The sequence below is a fragment of the Dactylosporangium sp. NPDC006015 genome (assembly GCF_040614215.1).
In the GTDB taxonomy this organism is placed as follows: Bacteria; Actinomycetota; Actinomycetes; order Mycobacteriales; family Micromonosporaceae; genus Dactylosporangium; species Dactylosporangium maewongense.
Genome location: NZ_JBEXUD010000005.1, coordinates 1 through 18772, shown reverse-complemented (window position 1 = coordinate 18772; position 18772 = coordinate 1). Strand labels below are relative to the sequence as shown.

Here is an 18772-nt window from a genome sequence, read left to right as displayed (position 1 = left end):
GCGGCGGCGGGATGTCATCCCCATCTCGACACGCGGAGCCCATCGTGACCGACCTCAACTTCGCGGACTTCTACGCCGCGACGTTCGGGCCGCTGACGGCGCAGCTCCACGCGTTCATCGGGGATCACGGCGAGGCGCAGGACGTGGTGCAGGAGGCGTTCTGCCGCGCGTACGCCCGATGGCCCGCCGTCTCGCGCTACGACAACCCGGTCAGCTGGGTGCGCCGGGTCGCCTGGAACCTGGCGATCAGCCGCTGGCGAGGGGCCCGCCGCCTGCTGAAATGGCGCCGCGACCTGCTGCCGCCGGCGGTGCCCGACCCGAGCGACGCCGACCAGGACCTGGTCCGGGCGCTCGCCGGCCTGACGGCGAACCATCGCCAGGCCGTCGTGCTGCACTACCTCGCCGGGTTCTCCGTGCGCGAGATCGCGCAGTTCACCGGGGTCGCCGAGGGCACCGTCAAGTCGTGGCTGTCCCGGGGCAGGGCGGCCCTCCAGGCGCGGCTCGGCATCGGCGACGGGGAGGTGTCGAATGCCTGACGACCTGCCCGACCAGCTGCCCGGTGACCCCCTCTCCCAGCGGTTCGCCGCCTTCCGCGAGTCGTCCTCCACGGCGACCCGGCCGCCCGGCGCCGACGCCGTGATCCGCACCGTCCACCGCCGCCAGCTCTCCCGTACGGTGGCCGCCGGCGTCGCGCTGACCCTCGCCGCGCTCGTCGCGTTCGTCCTTTGGCGGCCGACCGGACGGCCGGAGCCGGCCCGCATCCCGCCGACCACCGCCCCGAGCGCGTCCGGCTCGGCGCCGAACCCGACCACGGCGACGACCGCCACCCCTACGCCCACGCCCACGCCCACCGGGGGGTCGGGCAGCCCGTCCGGCACCGCGTCCACCGCGACGACCGGCTCCCCCGCCCGCTGCGGGATCCAGCCCCAGGTGCTCGGCGGCGACCCGCTGTACGTCGCGCCGGACAACTACTTCCAGCGGTGTCCGGACGCCCGCATACGGATCTACTCGGTCACCTACGAGTGGAGCGCGGCGCAGCAGCAGTACGTCCGCGCGCGCCTGACCAACCTGTACTTCACGGCGACCAGTCCGACGCTGCCCCTGCCCGAGCCCGACCTGAACCCGATCGCAAGCTCCTGCGGTTACCTGTTCTTCGTGGTGTACGCCGCCGGCGACCCTCCCTCGTCGCTGCCGGTCTCCTACACCGACGCTCCCGACATGGCCTGGCCTATGGAGCACCTCGGCAATCTGTTGCTGTGGACCGCGTCCACCCACACCTTGACCGACCAGCAGAAGGTGCCGAGCTGTCGGCGGACCTCCGGGAGTGCCACACCATGACGGCAATGCGCCGGCTGCTCATCGCGCTCCTCGCGGCCCTGGCCGCCGGCGCGCCCGCCGTCACCGTCGCCGGCCCGGCCGCGGCCGACGACCAGTACGTGCCGGGCAACGCGGTCGTCCGGGTGAGCAAGCTGCCGAAGGTCATCCTGCCCGGCACCACGATCTCCCCGACGATCGAGATCACCCAGACCACGCCGTACGAGCTGCAGTGGCTGCCCTCGCTGATGTTCTCCGTGTACGTGGACCCGATGCCGGCCGACACGGACATCAGCGCCAGGATGCAGAGCCCGGTCACGGGTGCCTGGCTGACCGCCACGCCGAGCGTCTCGCCGGGCCAGGTCGCCCTACTCTTCGACAACACCCTGCTCTACACCCTGCCGGTGAACGGCCGGACGACCTTCAAGTACGAGATCCACTTCGGCGCGGACGCTCCGGTCGGGTACTACTGGGCGGTGATCGGTGCGGCCATCAGGCCTCCGCCCGAGACGGGGAAGACGGTCGACACCCAGACCGTCCCCGACCCCTCCCAGCAGGTCTTCCACGTCGGTGCGCTGCCGGCGGAGGACCAGCCGACCACCGTGCCGCCGGCCCCTGGGCGCACGACCGCCCCCGGCGCGTCGCGGCAGCCCTCCGCGGGTCCCTCGCCGGCGCCCGTGCCGGCGTCCGCCCCTGTACTCGCATCGGCACCGACGGCCCTCGCGGAGCCGGCGGGTGGCGGGCTGCTGCCGCCGGCCGATTCCCCACCTCCGCCGGAAGCCGAGGCCGAATCCGAGCCCGAAGCCGAGTTCGAGCCCGAGGCCGAGGCGCGTGTGGCCGCCGCCGGCAGCACGCCGCTCGCGGCCGGACTGGCGGTGGCGGTCGTGGCCGTCTGGATCGGGTTGATCGGCCGGCACCGGCTGCGGGTGCGCCGGCTCCGCCGGGCCGCCGGTCCCGTGCCGCCCGGCTAGTCGATCAGGCGCAGGGCGACCGTGGGGGCGTCGAGCAGGACCGAGGCGGGCTCGGAGCCGACGATCGTCTGCAGGCGGTGGTCGCCCACGATGAGCTCGACGCCGGTGTAGAGCTCGACGGAGTCCCAGCCGGTCAGCTGGTACGACTTCCGGTAGATCCGCTCGGTCTCCTCCTTGATGTCGGGGGCCGAGCGCTTCCAGATCAGGGTGCCGTTTTCACTCGTGTCGGTGACGACGGGGTGGCCGTCGCGGACCTCGAGCTTCAGGTGCTCCTTGGCGATCCAGGCGGCCGCGGCCTCGTGCAGCCACTGGCCGACGGCGATGTCGTCGGGGTCGGCGGGCTCGCGGCCGACGATCATGGGACGGTCGGCGCCGACCACGAACCGGCGCCGGGCCAGGTCCTCGACGACCACGGACACGGCAAACGCGGGCGGCCGCGGGCCGATGTCCTTGACCGCCTGGCCGTGGCGGGGGCAGGCGGGCACGCCGGCGCGCATGCGCGGGACCGGCTGGCCGATCCGGCGGAAGCGGCCGAACGCGGGGCACTCGGGCTCGCCGCACCGCCACTCGCGGGCCATCAGGGCGGCGCCGACACCGCTGGGCTCCGCGCGGGTGAACCGCCGCCGCATCACCCGGGTGCGCCCCGCGCGCTGCGACCCGCGGGCGGTGAACGACTGCAGCCCGTCCGGCCGCCCGCCCTGCTCCTGCTTGGGTGCCGGGGCGGCCTTGTCGGCGGCGGCCTTGTCGGCGGTGGTGGCCGCGGCGGGCTTGGCCGGACGAGGCGATGGCTTGGGCGCGGGCTCCACCGGCTCCGGCGACTCGCCCTGCTCGGAAGATTCCCCCTCCGCCGATACATCCGAAATTTCGGTTTCGTCGGCGGGAAGGACGGAGGGTGCGGCCGGAGACTCCGCGTCGGCGGGCTCGAGCGGGATGATCGGCAAGGTGGCGGTGCCCTTCACGACCAGGCGTTCCTTGCCGTCCTTCGGCGGGGTGGGCTCGCCGCCGGGGGTCAGGACCGCGCCGCCGGCGCGCGGGGTCAGGCGCAGCACGCGCTCGGGGCTGTCGACGAGCCACGGGAACCGGGCGGCGAACTGCGGCTGGTCACGGACCACGATCAGGGGCAGGCCGGTGAAGTCGGCGATCTCGGCGGGCCGGTCGGCGACGACGGGCGTGACCTCGATGAGGCCGTCGTCGGCCCAGCGGCCGAGCACCATGCGCTCCTTCGAGGTGAGCGCCGCCTCGGACAGGGCCTCGCGGCCGACCACGGGGTAGAGCATGGCGCCGGCGTCGATGAGGTACCGGCTGAGCGCGTCGACGACCATCCCGAGGCGTAAGAGGTTGATGGGCCGGCCACCGTCGAGGGCCACGAACCGGGCGACGTCGGCAAGGTCGACGACGGCCTGCGCGAGCGTGACGTCGGTCGTCAGCCGTTGCTCGATGGTGTCCATGACCCGGCTGACCTCGAAGCGCACGGCCCCTCCCATCCCTCGACCCGGACACCATAGGGCATCACCGAGATCAGACTTGTGTACCAGTCGGGAAGGTTGCACGCCATAAGCAACGAAAAGGTTCAGCCACTACTTTTTCTTGCCGTTGCCGTTGCCGTTGCCGTTGTGCTTGCCCTTGGCCTTGCCGTTCTGTGCACCGGCGGGTGGCGCGCCGCCGGCGTGCTTGGCCGCGGTGTCGGCCGGGACGGCCGGATCGGCGGCCGGCACCACCGGCGGCCCGGCCGGATCGGACGGCTGCGGGTCGGTGCCGGCGACGGGAGAGGTCACCGGGGAGCCCGGGGTCCAGGCGGCGGACGGGTCGCGGTCCTGCGCGGCGGCACCCACGGCGCCGGAGCCGAAGAGCAGGAGGGCCGCGACGGCGACGGAGACCCGCCGCCTGGCCGACCCGCCGAGCGCGACGTCGCTCAGCCGCAGGGTGGGCGCGGCACGCCGGGCGGCGAAGCGGTGGCGGGCGCCGAGCCGACGGGTCACCGCCGGGGCGGACAGCAGCGCGGCCAGGTCGGTCGCGGAGGGCCGGTTGCCGGGCGCCTTCGCCAGACAGCGGCGCAGCGCGTCCGCCACCCCGGCGGGCAGGGTCAGGCCCGCGGGCAGCGGCGCCGGCGGCAGCTTGCGGTGCGCGTGCAGCAGCTCCTCGGTGGTGGTGACGGGCCACGGCAGTTCGCCGGTGAGCATGCGGTACAGGACGAGGCCGAGCGCGTAGACGTCGGTGGCGGGCGACGCGGCGACGCCGCGGATGCGCTCCGGCGCCAGGTAGGCGGGCGTGCCGATCAGCTGGTCGCTGTCGTCGCCGGCGATCACGTGGACGCCGAAGTCGACGAGCTTCGCCCCGCCGGCGGTGAGCATGACGTTGGCCGGCTTGACGTCGTGGTGCACCAGGCCGCGGGCGTGCACGGCGGCCAGGGCCGAGGCGAGCTGGGCGGCGATCCGCAGCGACTCGGTCACCTCCAGCGGGCCGCCGGTGCGGACCAGCCGCTCCTCCAGCGACTCGCCCTCGACCAGCTCCATCACGACGAACGGCGAACCGTCGGTGGCGTGGCCGAAGTCGTACACGGCGGCGATGTGCGGATGGCTCAGCAGCGCGGCGGCGCGGGCCTCGTCCTGGATGCGGCGCCGGGACACGGGGTCGGCGGCGGCCGCGAGGTGTTTGACGGCGACAGGCCGGCCGAGCACCTCGTCGTAGCCGTGCCAGACGACGGACATGCCGCCCACTCCGAGTTGCTCGATCAGCCGATAGCGCTCCACGTCATACAGATGCCCCAATGAGCGGAAACGACACGTGTTGATCGTGCGGGGTCTCGGCGCCGAGGGTCCGCAGGAGCGACAGAACCGGCTCGATCTTCTCGTACAGCAGCAGCACCACATCACCGGGGCGGGCCATCGCCAGTGCGGCGGGGACGGCCTCGTCGACGGTCCGCACGACGGCGCAGGTGGCCTTCGGCGAGGTGGCGGTCAGCTCGTCGTGCAGGATCGCCGGGACCTCGCCGGGTGCCCGGCCGCGGCGGTCGCTGTCCTCGTAGATGACGACCCGGTCGAAGCGGGCGACCTCGCGCGCGGACTCGCGGAGCAGGTCGTCGCGGCGGTCGCCGGGGAGGGTGACGGCGGCGACGGCGTGGTCGGCGCCCCAGAGGCGGTCGACGAGGTCGCCGATCGCGCGGATGGCGGCGGGGTTGTGCGCGTAGTCGACGAGGACGTCGACGCCGCCGAGGTGCAGCAGCATGCCGCGGCCGGGGTTGTCGGTGAACGTGCGGAGGCGTTCGGCGACGCGGGCGGTGGCGACGCCGAGGACGCGGGCGGCGGCGGTCGCGGCGAGGGCGTTGGCGACGAGGTGGCGGGCGGCGCCGCCGAAGCCGCCGCCGAGCTCACCGACGGCGAGGATCGGGATCCAGCGGCGGTCGGCGAGCTCGACGAGCCAGCCGTCGGCGAGCAGGTACGCGCGGCCGCCGGTGTCCCAGTGCCGCCGGATCAGCGGGTTGCGCGGGTCGAGGCTGCACCAGACGATCTCGCGCTTCTCGAACCGGCCGGGGTGGGCGGCGAGGCCGCGGCTGCGCGGGTCGTCGGCGTTGAGGACGACGGCGCCGCCCTCGCGGACGCGCTCGCCGATGAGGCACTTGAGGTCGACCAGGTCCTCGATGTTGTCGATGCCGTCCTGGCCGAGGTGGTCGCTGGCCAGGTTGGTGATGATGCCGACGTCGCTCCAGTCGTACCCGAGACCCTGGCGCAGCATGCCGCCGCGGGCGGTCTCGAGCACGGCGGCGTCGACGGTCGGGTCGCTGAGCACGACGCGGGCGGAGCGCGGCCCGGTGGCGTCGGCGCGCTGCACGAGCCGGCCGCCGATGGCGATCCCGTCGGTGGTGGTGACGCCGACGCGCAGGCCGGCGCCGTCCAGCAGGTGCGCGGTGAGCCGGGCGACGGTGGTCTTGCCGTTCGTGCCGGTGATGGCGACGAGCGGGATCCGCGACGGGCTGCCGGCCGGGTACAGCGCCTCCACGATCGCGTCGCCGACGTCGCGGGCGGTGCCGTCGCTGGGGTCGAGGTGCATCCGCAGCCCGGGCGCGGCGTTGACCTCGATGACGCCGCCGCCCGCGAGGCCGCCGGTCGGGGGCAGCGGCTCGGCGATCGACGGCAGGCGCAGGTCGAGGCCGGCGATGTCGAGGCCGACGATCGCGGCGACCCGCCGGCACAGGTCGGCGACGGACGGGTGGACGTCGTCGGTGACGTCGACGCTGGTGCCGCCGGTGGAGAGGTTCGCGTTCTCGCGCAGCCGCACGACCTGCCCGGCGGCCGGGACCGTGTCGACGGCGACGCCCTGGCGGCGCAGCAGGGTGAGGGCGACGTCGTCGACGACGATCCGGGTCAGCGCCCGGGCGTGCCCGTCGCCGCGGCGCGGGTCCTCGTTGGCGCGGGCGATCAGGCCGGCGACGTCGGTGGCGCCGTCGCCGACGACGTGCGCGGCGACCCGTTCGGCCGCGGCGACGACCTTGCCGCCGACGGTGAGCACGCGGTAGTCGCGGCCGGTCAGCTCGCGCTCGACGACCGCGTCGTCGCCGCCGGCGGTGGCGGCCTCGTAGGCGGCGCGCAGCGCGTCGGGGGTGTCGACGCCGAGGAACACGTGCATCCCCTGGCGCCCCTGCCGGGGCTTGACGACGACGGGCGGGCCGAGCTCGGCGAAGATGTCCAGGGCCTCTGCGAGGGAGGCGGCGGCGCCGCCGGTGGGGACGGGGACGCCGGCCTCGTCGAGCAGCCGCCGGGTGAGCTCTTTGTCGGACGCGATGTCGACGCCGATCGCGGAGGTATGGTCGGTGAGTGCGGCCCACACGAGCCTGCGGTGCCGGCCGTAGCCGAGGCGCAGGAGGCTGAGCTCGCCGACCCGCTCGACCGGGATGCCGCGGGCGCGGGCGGCGTCGGCGATGGCGGCGGTGCTCGGTCCGGCTTTTTCGCGTTCGTACGTGCGGCGCAGGACCGCGAGCTCGTCCTCGACGCGCACCGGCTCGCCGTGCAGCGCCGCCAGTACACCGGCGATCGCCAGCGCGAGGAGGGCCTCGGCGACGCCGGAGTCGGGTGGCTCGTCGACCGGGCACTCGGTGACGACGTCGTATTCGCCGGGCACGCCGGTGCCCTCGGTGCGGCCGAAGTTGACGGGGCGGCCGATGCGCTGGGAGAGCTCGATCGCGACGTGCTCGGCGGTGTGCCCGAAGTAGGTGCCGCCGTGCAGGCGCTTGACGAAGCCGCCGGGCTCGCCGAACGCGCAGTGGTGCTCGGCGAGGCCGGGGAAGGCGGCCAGGAGCCGGTCGGTGAAGCCGGGGAAGTCGCTGCTCTCGCGCTCGGTCAGCCCGTCGAGCAGGACCCGGGTGACCTGGACGGGGCGCGCGAGATAGCGGTTCGGGCCGCGCAGGCGGCGGCTGCTCTCAATTCGCATGGTCAGGATCCGATCTCTTGATGGCCGCCCGCTCGGTGAGGTTGAAGCGCCAGCCCGCCGGGAGCACGTGCAGCTGGGCGCCGCACAGGGCGATCGGCCCGCCGACCTCCGACATCGTCGCGCTGATCGTGCGGGCCTGCCCGGCGTCGATGACGGTGACGGTGCCGGCGCCGAGCACCTCGAACACGTCGCCTGCGACGAGGATCGCGGTGTTCTCGTCGATGCCGAGACCGAGCTCGTGCGGGAACATCGCGACGGCGCTGAGCAGCCGGTTGAGCCGGCCGCGCTGGGCGAAGTGCATGTCGATGAGCACGCCGGGCAGGAACTCCATGCCGGGGCCGGTGCGGACGCTGTCGGTGGAGACCGACGCGATGCTGCCACCGAGGATCATGGTGCTGGACATCATGGCGGCGCCGGCGCTGGTGCCGGCGAGGATCATGCCCTCGGCGAGCCGCGCGTGCATCGCCGTGTCGACCTTGGAGCCGCCGACGACGGTGGTGATCCGCAGCTGGTCACCGCCGGTGAAGAAGACGCCGGTGGCGTGCTCGATCACGGACACGGCAAGGTCGCTGTTGCTGTCGTCGCGCTCGTCGAGGCGCAGCGGGGTGACGCGGCCGGCGCCGAGCCGGTGGAAGACGTCCGTGTACTCCTTCTCCCGCTGCTCCGGGCACTCGCTCGCGGTCGCGATCACCACGAGGTGCGCCTCGGAGCCGCCCGCGAGCAGCACGAACCGCTCGAGGATGGCGTCGTCGCCGGCGTCATGACTCTCCGCACCACCGATGACGAGCAGCTTTCCCGGCATCCCACCTCCACACTTCCCTCATCTTGCGGTTCGTCGCGGCGCTGGACGTTGCTTATTGACCAGGGTCTACGTACAGTCAGGACATCACCACTCAATGAAACGTTTCAATCCATCGAACAGGAGCACCGCCATGCGCCTGAAGAGACGCCGCGCGGGCGCCACCGCGCTCGTCCTGCTCGCCGCACTCCTCGCCGCGCCGTCGGCTCCGGCCGAGGCCGCGACCCCCGTCAGCCTCGCCGGAGCGCACTGGGTCTGGTACCCCGAGGGGAACCCGGCCAGCAGCGCCCCCGCCGCCTACCGCTACTTCCGCAAGACGTTCACCGTCGCCGCCGGCGCGGTCAGCGAGGCCCAGCTCGTCGTCACCGGCGACGACACCGTCGACGTGTGGCTCAACGGCAAGCCCGTCGCCGCCTCCCCGCGGGCCGTGGACTCGTGGAAGAACGCCGTCTACGTCGACCTGCAGTCCGCCCTGGTCAGCGGCGCCAACACCCTCGCGATCGCGGCACGCAACACGACCGACGGGCCGGCCGGCCTGATCGGCAAGGTGCACGTCGTCACCGCCGGCGGCACCACCGACCTCGTCACCGACGGCAGCTGGAAGGCGTTCCAGACCGTGCCGACCGACTGGGAGCAGCCCGGCTTCGCCGACGGCGGCTGGCCCGCCGCGACCGACCTCGGCGCCTACGGCATCGGCCCATGGAACTCGAACGTCGTCGCGCCCGACCCCGACGCGCCCTCCCCGCTGAGCGTCGCGAGCGGCACGGTCGAGCACCGCGCCAACCCGCTCGGCGTCGACGCCGCGCAGCCCCGCTTCGGCTGGAAGCTCACCTCGACCGCCGTGCAGCAGCGCCAGGCCGCCTACGAGCTGTCGGTCGACGGCGTGTGGAACAGCGGCCGGGTCGCGTCCGGCCAGCAGGTCGACGTCGTCTACACCGGCCCGGCCCTGCAGTCGATGCGGCGCTACACGTGGAAGGTCCGCGTCTGGGACACCCAGGGCCGGGTCAGCGCGTGGAGCCCCACCTGGTCGTTCGAGACCGGCCTGCGCGCGCCCGCGACCGAGTGGACCGGCGACTTCATCGGGCAGGCGGCCGTCACCGCCGACCTGTCCGGCGCGACCTGGATCTGGTACCCCGAGGGTGACCCCGCGGCCGGGGTGCCGGCGGCGACCCGCTACTTCCGGCGCACGTTCACCCTCGCCTCCGTCCCCGCCACCGCCACCCTCGTGGTCACCGGCGACGACACCGCCGACGTGTGGGTCAACGGCGTCCAGGTCAGCACCTCGCCGCGGGTGTACCAGTCCTGGCAGCAGGCGTCCGCCGTCGACATCCGGAGCCGGCTCGTCGCCGGTACCAACACCATCGCGATCGCGTCGGAGAACACCACCCAGTCGCCGGCAGGCATGATCGCCAAGCTCACCGGCGCCTCGCTCGTCACCGACGCGTCGTGGAAGGCGTCAACTACCGCCCCCGCGGGCTGGAACGCCGGCGGGTTCAACGACAGCTCCTGGCCCGCGGCGCGCGCCGTGGCCACCTACGGCACCGGCCCCTGGGCCTCGAACGTCTCGATCGCGAAGGCCGCGCCGCTGCTGCGCAAGGGCTTCACGGTGAGCAAGCCCGTCGCGTCCGCGCGGCTGCTGACCACCGCGCTCGGCCTGCACGAGACCCGGCTCAACGGCGCCCGCGTCGGCACCGACGTGCTCGCCCCCGGCTGGACCGACTACACGAAGCGCGTCCAGTACAAGGTGTACGACGTCACCGGCCAGATCCGGCAGGGCACGAACGCGCTCGGCGCCTGGCTCGGCAACGGCTGGTACTCCGGCAGCCTGGGCTTCGCCGGCAGCCAGAAGTACGGCACGCAGCCCTGGTACTCGGCGCAGCTGCTGATTTCCTTTACTGATGGCACCTCGTCGGTGGTGCGCACCGACAACACGTGGAAGGTGCTCAGCGGCCCGATCCGCGCCGACGACCTGTACCACGGCGAGACGTACGACGCCCGGCTTGCTGTGGCTAATTGGGACAATTCCGGCTTCGACGACTCCTCGTGGTCCTCTGCGGTCGTCCGCTCCGGCGCCAAGCCCAACCTCGTCTCGCAGGTCGACAACGGCGTCCGGGTGCAGCAGGAGTTCCGGCCCGTCTCGGTCACGCAGCCGTCGCCCGGCGTGTGGATCTTCGACATGGGCCAGAACTTCACCGGCTGGAACCGCATCTCCGTCACCGGCCCGGCCGGCACCACCGTCCAGATCCGGCACGCCGAGGTGCTCACCGGCGGCCAGCTCTACACGACCAACCTGCGCGCCGCCCAGGCGACGGATCGCTTCACGCTCGCCGGCACCGGCGGCGCGGAGGTCTACGAGCCGCGCTTCACGGTGCACGGCTACCGCTACGTCGAGCTGACCGGCCTCCCGGCCGGCTTCGCCCCGACCGCGGACACCGTCACCGGCCGCGCCGCGTGGACCGCCGGCGCCCAGCTCGGCACCCTCACCACCTCCAACGCCCTGGTCAACCAGCTGCAGCACAACATCCTCTGGGGCGAGCGCTCCAACATGCTCTCCATCCCCACCGACTGCCCGCAGCGCGACGAACGGCTCGGCTGGACCGGCGACATCGCGATCTTCGCCGCCACCTCGACCTTCAACGTCGACGTCCAGGGCTTCCTCGACAAGTTCTCCGACGACCTGGTCGACGCCCAGCGCTCCGACGGCGCCTTCACCGACGTCGCCCCCGCCGTCTGCTGCGGCGCCGGCACCGCCGGCTGGGGCGACGCGGGCGTCATCGTCCCCTACACCCTCTGGCAACGCCACGGCGACATCCGCGTCGTCGACGAGCACTTCGACGCGATGGCCCGCTGGGTCGACTACCTGCGCGCCACCTCGGGCAGTGACCTGATCCGCAACCAGCCCACCTACGGCGACTGGCTCAACGTCAACGACAACACCGCCCAGGACGTCATATCCACGGCGTTCTTCGCCTGGTCCGCCCGCCTGGTCTCGCGCATGGCCTACGCGACGGGCCGCACGGCGCAGGGCAACTCCTACGGCGCGCTGGCCGACCAGGTCGGGGCCGCCTTCACCTCCCGTTTCGTCGCCGCCGACGGGACCGTCTCCGGCAACACCCAGACCGGCTACACCCTCGCGCTGGCCTTCGGCCTGGTCCCGCCCTCGCGGGTCGCCTCCCTGGCTTCCCGGTTGGTCACCAAGGTCGCCGCTTCCGGCGGGCACCTGTCCGTCGGCTTCCTCGGCGTCGAGAACCTCCTGCCGGTCCTGGCCAACACGGGCCACGCGGACACGGCGTACCAGATCCTGCTCCAGCCCGGCTTCCCCGGCTGGGGTTACATGAACAGCCGCGGCGCCACCACGATCTGGGAGCGCTGGGACGGCATCCGCACCGACGGCTCCTTCCAGGACCCAGGCATGAACTCCTTCAACCACTACGGCCTGGGCTCCGTCGGCGACTTCCTGTACCGCCAGGTCGGCGGCCTGGGCCCGGCCTCCCCCGGCTACGCGTCGCTGCTCATCGCCCCCCAGCCCGGCGGCGGCCTCACCTCCGCCAAGTCCTCCTACGAGACCCCGTACGGCCTGGCCGTCAGCGACTGGTCCGTCTCCGCCGGCACCCTCACCCTGCGGGTGACGATCCCGGCCGGCACCTCGGCGACGGTCCGCGTCCCCACCTCCGCACCGGGCTCGATCCTGGCCCCCGGCCAGGCCGTCCCCTCGGGCACGGGCACGTTCCTGCTGCCCGCCGGCTCCTACACCTTCACCGCCCCCGCGTAGTCACCTGTCCCGGCTCCGGCTGCACCGCGTCGTGCAGCCGGAGCCCTTCCTCGCTGCCGAGTCCGCCCACCCGCGACCGTCACCGAAACCCCGACCCGCCACCCGCCACCTGCCCCCCCCGGCACAGACATTGATCAATGCCCCGAAAAGCCCCTTTTCCAGATAGACATCGCGCGATCCACATACATTTGGATCTCTGATTTGCGGGCAGATCGCGCACCGTCGATTACACAAAAGCCACGAACCAGTGCATTGACCAACGTTTGTCAAAGGCTTGCTCGCCGACCCCCGCCCGGCCGATCGGGGACCAATCCGCGACCCTCGCCGTGAGCTGGAGGTGTCGACCCGCACCGTCCTGCGCTCGCGACGGCACCAGACCTGCACCCCCAACCAGACACCCCAACCCGCCGACCACCGCAACAAGGCCGGGTCCAGGAGATCCACCTGCACACCCCTTGCAGGCACTGGCCAATACCCGCCGCACGCCTTCCGATCAGACATCAGGCGAAAGCCACGAACCAGGGCATTGACCAACGTCGGCCGGGGCGGCGGTCGACCCGCCCGCTGTCGCTGTCGCCTCTACGCCACCTGCTGCTGCAGCACCAGACCTGCACACCAGAACCAGACACTTCAACCCGCCGACCACCGGAACGAGGCCGAGTCCAGAGCCACCTACACCCCTCGCAGACACTGACCAATGCCCGCAGCACACCTTCCGGTCAGACATCGGGCGAAAGCCACAAACCAGGGTATTGACCAGCGTCTGCCCAGGCGGCGACCGGCCGGCCGCTCGTCGTCGTCACCGACTGGCCTCTGCGCAACCTGCCGCTGCAGCGCCAGACCTGCACACCCCAACCAACCAGACGGTCCAAACCGCCGACCACCGGAACGAGGGCCGGGTCCGGGAAAGCCACCCACACGGCCCCACACAGACGCTGACCAATGCCCGCCACACACCTCTCCAGTCAGACATCGAGCGAAAGCCACAAACCAGGGCATTGACCAACGTCTGCCCAGGCGGCGTCCGACCTGTCTACTCGTCGCTACCGCCGACTGGGCCGATGAGGGATCTAGCCAGTACAGCGTCAGGGCTGCGTTCCCCGCACCGTAGAAGTCCACGCCTGCGGGCCGGCAGAGGTGATCCCGGAGGCGGTCAGCCGGGCTCAGGGTTCCGCGGCAGGGCACAGGTGTCGTCCGTCTGGTGCTGCCGGCACGCCCACGACAACACCGGTTCCCGATGGGTCGGCTCAGCGTCGGGGGCGGGTTTGCGCATCGTGGGAAGCGTGCGGGGCGGCCGACGTGCCCGGGGTAGTCAGTCGGTTTCGGGGCGCTGCGGTAAGAAGCGGGTCTCGTCGGGGTCGGCTGGGACGATGGGCAGCACTGTCGTCCGGTCCGCATCAGGCGGAGCGACCGCGGGGGTGCTGGGTAGCGCCGTGGTCCGGTCCGCGTCTGGTGGAGTGGCGGCGGGGGTGGGGGCAGGGGGCTCAGGGGTGGAGGTGGCGCGGGACTCGTGCAGGGCTTCGGTGAGGGCGGCGTTGATGCGGGTGCCGCCGCGTTTGAAGCCGAGCTCGCGGCGGGCCTCCTCCAGGACCTCCTCCTCGGTGCGCAGGAGGGTGTCGGACTCGATCCAGGCGATCAGCGCGACCAGCGCCGCCCGCGGGTACTCGGTGATCGGGCGGCCGGGGGTGATGTCGGGGCGGGGCAGGGTGCGGGGGGAAGAGGCCGCGGCGGGGGACGGTGCGAGCGGGAAGTTGAGGACGATCGTCGGCTCGTTGAAGCGGCGGGCGTCGGCGGCGGCGAGGGCCTCGTCGTACGCGGCGCGGGTCCTGGCGGTCTCGGCGGCGGGGTCGGCGACCCAGTCGGAGGACCAGATGCGGTGGTACCGCCAGCCGAGGCGCTCCAGCTGCTCCTGCCGGAGGCGGTCGCGGTCGCGGGCGGTGCTCGCCGAGTGGTAGGTGGCGCCGTCGGTCTCGATGGCGAGGATGAGCTCCTCGGGGTTGGCGGGGTGGGCGCAGGCGAAGTCGATGAAGGCGCCCGCGACGCCGAAGCGGGCGGTGACCGGGATGCCGGCCGCGGTGAGGCGGTTGAGGACGTCGGTCTCGAAGGCGTCGGGTGCCGCGGAAGGGGCCGCGACGCCGCCGAGGGACGTGCCGCCCGAGGCGGTGTACTCGAGATAGGCGCGGAGCAGGCGCACGCCCTCGGAGGTGCTGCGGGCCGGGTCCATGTCGGCGGCGGTGAAGGAGCTGACCAGGGTCATCCGGCGGCGGGCGCGGGTGACCGCCACGTTGAGCCGCCGCTCGCCGCCGGGGAGCAGGAGCGGGCCGAAGCGGTACGGCAGCTGCCCGGAGGCGTTCTTGCCATAGCCGATTGAGAGGATGATCGCGTCGCGCTCGTCGCCCTGGACGCGTTCGAGGTTCTTGACGAAGAAGGGCTCGGCGGCGGACTCGGCGAAGAACGGGTGCAGGTCGGGGCGGGCGGACAGGGCCTTGCGCAGCGCGAGGTCGATGCGGTCGGCGTGGGTGATGCCCATCGTGATGACGCCGAGGGACTGCGACGGGCGCAGCTGGGCGTGCTGCAACGCCAGCTCGACGACCCGGTCCACCTCGGCGGTCACGCTGTCTGCGTCACCGGAAGCACCGGCCGGGTCGAAGGGCACGTGCACGTGCTGCACGGAGCCGGCGCCGGCCGTGCCCGGAAACGTGACGAGCGAGCGCTCGTAGATGTGGGCGTTGGAGAAGCCGATGAGCCGGTCGTCCTGGCTGCGGTAGTGCCAGCGCAGCAGGTACGCGGGCAGCAGCGCCGTCAGCACGTCCAGGATCGACTCGTAGCCGGAGGTGAGCGACAGGTCGATCGAGCCGTCGGCCCGGACGCCGAGGGGGTCGGCCCCGCCGTCCTCGGCCGCGGTGAAGAACGACGTGGGCGGCAGCTGGTGCTCGTCGCCGGCGACGACGACCTGCCGGGCGCGCAGCAGCGCGGGGACCGCGTCGGCGGGCGTGACCTGGCTGGCCTCGTCGAACACGACGACGTCGAACAGGTCCGCCGCGGCGGGCAGCAGCTGCGACACGACCAGCGGGCTCATCGCCCAGCAGGGGCGCAGCGCGGTCAGCATGTGCGGGGCGGTCGCGAAGAGCTGGCGGATCGGCAGGTGCCGGCGCTTCAGGTTGGCCTGGTGCTCGACGAGGCGGCTCTCGTCGGGGTACTGGTCGCGGGTGCGCGTGATGTGCTCGGCGACGGCCCGCAGGACGCGGCTCGCGGTCGCGTCGATGTGCTGGTGGTCCGCGGCGCGGAACTCCGCGACGGTGCGGGTGTGCCGCTCCCCGTCGAACGCGCCGATGCGGTCGTCGGTGAACCCGAGGTGCTGCAGGATCGACGCGTGCCAGCAGGCGTCGAAGACGGCCGCGGCGAGGTCGGCGTCGGCGCGACGGCCGCCGAGGTCGGCGACGAGCTGGTCGAGGCCGAGCGCGGTGAACCCGGCGCCCAGCTCGTTGAGGCGCGGGACGCGGCGCAGCGTGCGCTCGTCGCCGGCCAGCCCGGTCAGCACGGCGCCGAGCCGGTCCAGGTCCATCGCGGTAAGCCCGAGGTGCGGCACGTGCCGCTGCAGCTGCCCGACCTGCTCGTCGAGCTCGTGAAAGGCTGCCCGCGCCCGCGCATACTCCGTGGGCAGCTGCGGCCGGCCGCCGCCGTTCGCAAAAGCCGCGCGCTGCGCCAGTGCCGTGGACAGGCCCGTGAAGAGCTGCTGCCGGCTGGGGCTGCCGGGGCCGCGCCACAGCTGGGCGGCCTGCTTGCGCATGCGGCGGCGGGTGAGCCAGCCCGCGTCGGTGCCGGGCTGGCCGGCGTGCTCGCGGCGCCAGGCGGCGTCGGCGGCCGACGCGATGTGGGTGGCGAGGTCGACGCGGAACACGTCCTCGTGGAACTGGGTCAGGGTCGCGGCGACCCCGTCGAGGAACCCGAACAGCTGCCGCCAGCCGGCCAGGTCGGCGGGCGGGCGCAGGCCGGTCTGCTCCTGGACGTGGCGCATCGCGGGGCGGGCCGCGGGCAGGGTGCGCTCGGCGAGCCGCTCGACCAGCCCGAACGCCGCCTCGGCGTCGGCGGGGGTCCGCACAGCCGCCCCGGCCCAGCCGGACTGCTGCCCGGTGAGGGTGAAACCGCCGAGCGCGGCGAAGTCGCGCAGCTGCTCCCGGACGCGCCGGGCGGTGCCGGCGTCCAGCGCGGCGAGCGTCTGCCCACGCAGCCGCACCGCCGTCATCGGCCGCCCCGCGGCGGTCAGCGCGAGGATGGCGGTCTGCGACTGGAATGCGCTGATCCCCCACGGCTCGCGGACCTGGTGCAGCGCCTCGTCGTGCCCGTTGAGCTGGGCGCGCTTCGTGATCAGGGTCTCGTGCAGGACGCTGAGGTCGGGCTGGGCGATCCGGGCGGCCGAGTCGAACGCGGCCTTGAGGTCGGCGGCGACCTTGCGCCGCGAGGTGGTGCCGTCGTGGACGTCCATGACGAGGCTGCCGAGCCCGCGCCGGGCGAGCCGGTCGGTGACGGCGGTGATCGCGGCCCGCTTCTCCGCCACGAACAGCACCCGCTTGCCGCGCGCGACCAGCGACGCGATCAGGTTGGCGATGGTCTGGCTCTTGCCCGTGCCGGGCGGCCCCTTGATCACGCTGTGCTGGCCGGACAGGACGGCGTTGATCGCGTAGTTCTGCGAGGAGTCGGCGTCCAGGACCAGGAACTCGTCGTCGGGGGCGATCAGGTCGGGGTCGTCGAGCTGGACCGCGCCGGTCGCGTGCAGCCGCCGCTGCGCCTCGCCGTCGCCGGCGATCGCGGCGATGATCTCGTGGCCTTCGAGCGCCTCGGCGGCGACCCGCAGGTCGTTGACCATCGGCAGCTTCGCGTAGGAGAACGTGCCGAGCACGCACCGCGGCCCGATCGTGAACCCGCGGACCCGCCCGGACGCCTCCTTCACCAGCCGCTCATACAGCGGCTGCGGGTCGAAGCCGGCGGTGTAGCTGATCAGCTCCTCCAGCTCGTCGGCGTCGACCTGGACGCCGAACTCCTCCTCCAGCAGCTGCAGCAGGGTCGGGTTGACCTCGGTGTCGCCGTGGACGCTGAGCTCGAAGTCGTCCTCGGCGGCGCCACGGGCGCGCAGCTGGGCGGAGCGCAGCAGGACCGGCGCCGCGGGCACGCCGCTGCCGGCCGCCGGGGTCCAGGTCGCCGAGCCGATCGCCACGAAACACGTCTCGATGCCGCGCTCCTCGGCCAGCTCACGGGCCTTGTTCCTGATCGTGCGAGCCCGCTTCACCGCCGCCGCGTGCGTCAGCACCGGCCCGTCGTCGGGTCCGCTGGCCGGGGACTCGCCGGCAGAGAGCCCAGCAGCCGAGGACTCGGCAACCGCAGCCTCGCCGGCCGAGGACTCGGCAGCCGGAGGCTCGACGGATTCCATCGCTGCTTCGGGTTCGGAAGGCGTCGCCGGTACGGAGGCCCGCCCGATCGCCGGACGCCCATCGTCGACCAGACGGGACGCGCCGGGGTCGGGCGCGGCGACGGGCGGCTCCCCGGCATCGAGCGCCGTGTCGGCAGGGGCAGGGGCCGCCGCGGACCGCTTGCCGCCGGTGCGGGGGAACAGCTGGGTGAGCGACATGGTGCGCCCGCCGAGCAGCGCGGAGACCGCGACGGGGTCGGCGGCGGACAGGTCGAGCGTGCCGGAGCGCAGGTCCTTGTAATACAGCAGTGTGTTACGTCCGCCCAGGTCGATGAGCTGCGAGCGCCACCGCCGGGCGGCCTCCTGCACGAGCGTCGCCCGCGACCGACCATCCACGACGCGAGCGTAACGGCCGGGTACGACACTCTGCACGAGATCAAGAACAGGTAATTGACCAACATCTTTACTGTTAACAAACCTTCGCGTAGTGTCCGCGCTAGGGCGCCCTACATCCCCCATCTCGACCCGACTCCGAGGCAGGTCTGCAATGAGACTGCGAATCGGGGTGATCGCGGCTGCCCTGGCAACGGCCGCGGCCACCGTCATCACCGTCGCCGCGACGCCGGCGTCCGCCGCGGCCGCCACCGCGGCCTTCGTCCAAACCTCCACCTGGGGTTCCGGCTACGAGGCTAAGTACACGATCACCAACGGCACGAGCAGCACGATCAACGGCTGGACGGTCGCGTTCGACCTGCCCAGCGGCACCTCGGTCAGCTCGTCGTGGGACTCCAACCGGACCGGCACCTCCGGTCACGTGACCTTCACGAACTCCTGGAACGGCACGATCGCCCCCGGCGGCACGGCCAGCTTCGGGTTCATCGCCGCCGGCAGCGGCACCCCGACCAACTGCACGCTCAACGGCGCCTCGTGCGGGGGCGGCACGACCCCGACCACGCCGGCCGGGACCCCTGGCGTGCCGGGCAACTTCCAGGTGACCGCGACCACGAACACCAGCTTCACCCTCGCCTGGAACGCCTCGACCGGCACCGTCACCGGCTACCGCGTCTACGAGGGCAGCACCGTGC

At 73.1% G+C, this 18772-nt stretch carries 10 protein-coding genes; 5 read left to right on the top strand and 5 right to left on the bottom strand.

All coding sequences use genetic code 11. The annotated features are described in order from the left end of the window. Positions 1–44 precede the first annotated feature (44 nt). The 3 genes from ABZ321_RS10700 to ABZ321_RS10690 are packed head-to-tail and all read left to right on the top strand — an operon-like array spanning position 45 to position 2285. Positions 45–536, top strand: coding sequence for a SigE family RNA polymerase sigma factor (locus ABZ321_RS10700; RefSeq protein ID WP_344501888.1), 492 nt, complete (start codon positions 45–47; stop codon positions 534–536). Further along, positions 529–1338 carry a hypothetical protein gene (locus tag ABZ321_RS10695; RefSeq protein ID WP_354890807.1) on the top strand — a complete coding sequence of 270 codons (810 nt, stop codon included), beginning with the start codon at positions 529–531 and terminating at the stop codon, positions 1336–1338. The genes ABZ321_RS10700 and ABZ321_RS10695 overlap by 8 nt, the downstream gene beginning before the upstream one ends. Positions 1339–1343: 5 nt before the next feature. Next, positions 1344–2285: a hypothetical protein gene (locus ABZ321_RS10690; protein WP_354890806.1), complete on the top strand. Its 942-nt coding sequence runs from the start codon at positions 1344–1346 to the stop codon at positions 2283–2285. Here ABZ321_RS10690 and ABZ321_RS10685 read toward each other — a convergent pair. The 4 genes from ABZ321_RS10685 to ABZ321_RS10670 all read right to left on the bottom strand — a co-directional run bounded on the left by ABZ321_RS10685 (position 2282) and on the right by ABZ321_RS10670 (position 8511). Next, the gene (locus ABZ321_RS10685) at positions 2282–3757 is read right to left on the bottom strand and encodes a hypothetical protein (protein ID WP_354890805.1); all 1476 of its coding nucleotides are present in this window, start codon (positions 3755–3757) and stop codon (positions 2282–2284) included. The genes ABZ321_RS10690 and ABZ321_RS10685 overlap by 4 nt on opposite strands. A 105-nt stretch (positions 3758–3862) precedes the next feature. Beyond that, positions 3863–5155, bottom strand: a complete 1293-nt coding sequence (locus ABZ321_RS10680) for a protein kinase (protein ID WP_354890937.1) — start codon at positions 5153–5155, stop codon at positions 3863–3865. Then, the gene (cphA, locus tag ABZ321_RS10675) at positions 5037–7709 is read right to left on the bottom strand and encodes a cyanophycin synthetase (RefSeq protein WP_354890804.1); all 2673 of its coding nucleotides are present in this window, start codon (positions 7707–7709) and stop codon (positions 5037–5039) included. The genes ABZ321_RS10680 and cphA overlap by 119 nt, the downstream gene beginning before the upstream one ends. Then, positions 7699–8511: a cyanophycinase gene (locus ABZ321_RS10670; RefSeq protein WP_354890803.1), complete on the bottom strand. Its 813-nt coding sequence runs from the start codon at positions 8509–8511 to the stop codon at positions 7699–7701. The genes cphA and ABZ321_RS10670 overlap by 11 nt, the downstream gene beginning before the upstream one ends. Before the next feature lie 130 nt (positions 8512–8641). On the opposite strand from ABZ321_RS10670, the gene ABZ321_RS10665 reads away from it, so the two are divergent. Next, the gene (locus ABZ321_RS10665; protein WP_354890802.1) at positions 8642–12280 is read left to right on the top strand and encodes a family 78 glycoside hydrolase catalytic domain; all 3639 of its coding nucleotides are present in this window, start codon (positions 8642–8644) and stop codon (positions 12278–12280) included. A 1312-nt stretch (positions 12281–13592) separates the two neighbouring features. Here ABZ321_RS10665 and ABZ321_RS10660 read toward each other — a convergent pair. Then, positions 13593–18083, bottom strand: coding sequence for an AAA domain-containing protein (locus tag ABZ321_RS10660; protein WP_354890801.1), 4491 nt, complete (start codon positions 18081–18083; stop codon positions 13593–13595). Between the two features lie 151 nt (positions 18084–18234). Here ABZ321_RS10660 and ABZ321_RS10655 point away from each other — a divergent pair. Next, positions 18235–18772 (top strand): cellulose binding domain-containing protein (locus tag ABZ321_RS10655; protein ID WP_354890800.1); only part of this gene is annotated, 538 nt, incomplete at its 3' end.

Coding starts and splice junctions, on each gene's coding strand:
- ABZ321_RS10680 (WP_354890937.1), bottom strand. CDS start 5,155: ATGTGGTGCTGCTGCTGTACGAGAAGATCGAGCCGGTTCTGTCGCTCC.
- ABZ321_RS10690 (WP_354890806.1), top strand. CDS start 1,344: ATGCGCCGGCTGCTCATCGCGCTCCTCGCGGCCCTGGCCGCCGGCGCG.
- ABZ321_RS10695 (WP_354890807.1), top strand. CDS start 529: ATGCCTGACGACCTGCCCGACCAGCTGCCCGGTGACCCCCTCTCCCAG.
- ABZ321_RS10665 (WP_354890802.1), top strand. CDS start 8,642: ATGCGCCTGAAGAGACGCCGCGCGGGCGCCACCGCGCTCGTCCTGCTC.
- cphA (WP_354890804.1), bottom strand. CDS start 7,709: ATGCGAATTGAGAGCAGCCGCCGCCTGCGCGGCCCGAACCGCTATCTC.
- ABZ321_RS10670 (WP_354890803.1), bottom strand. CDS start 8,511: ATGCCGGGAAAGCTGCTCGTCATCGGTGGTGCGGAGAGTCATGACGCC.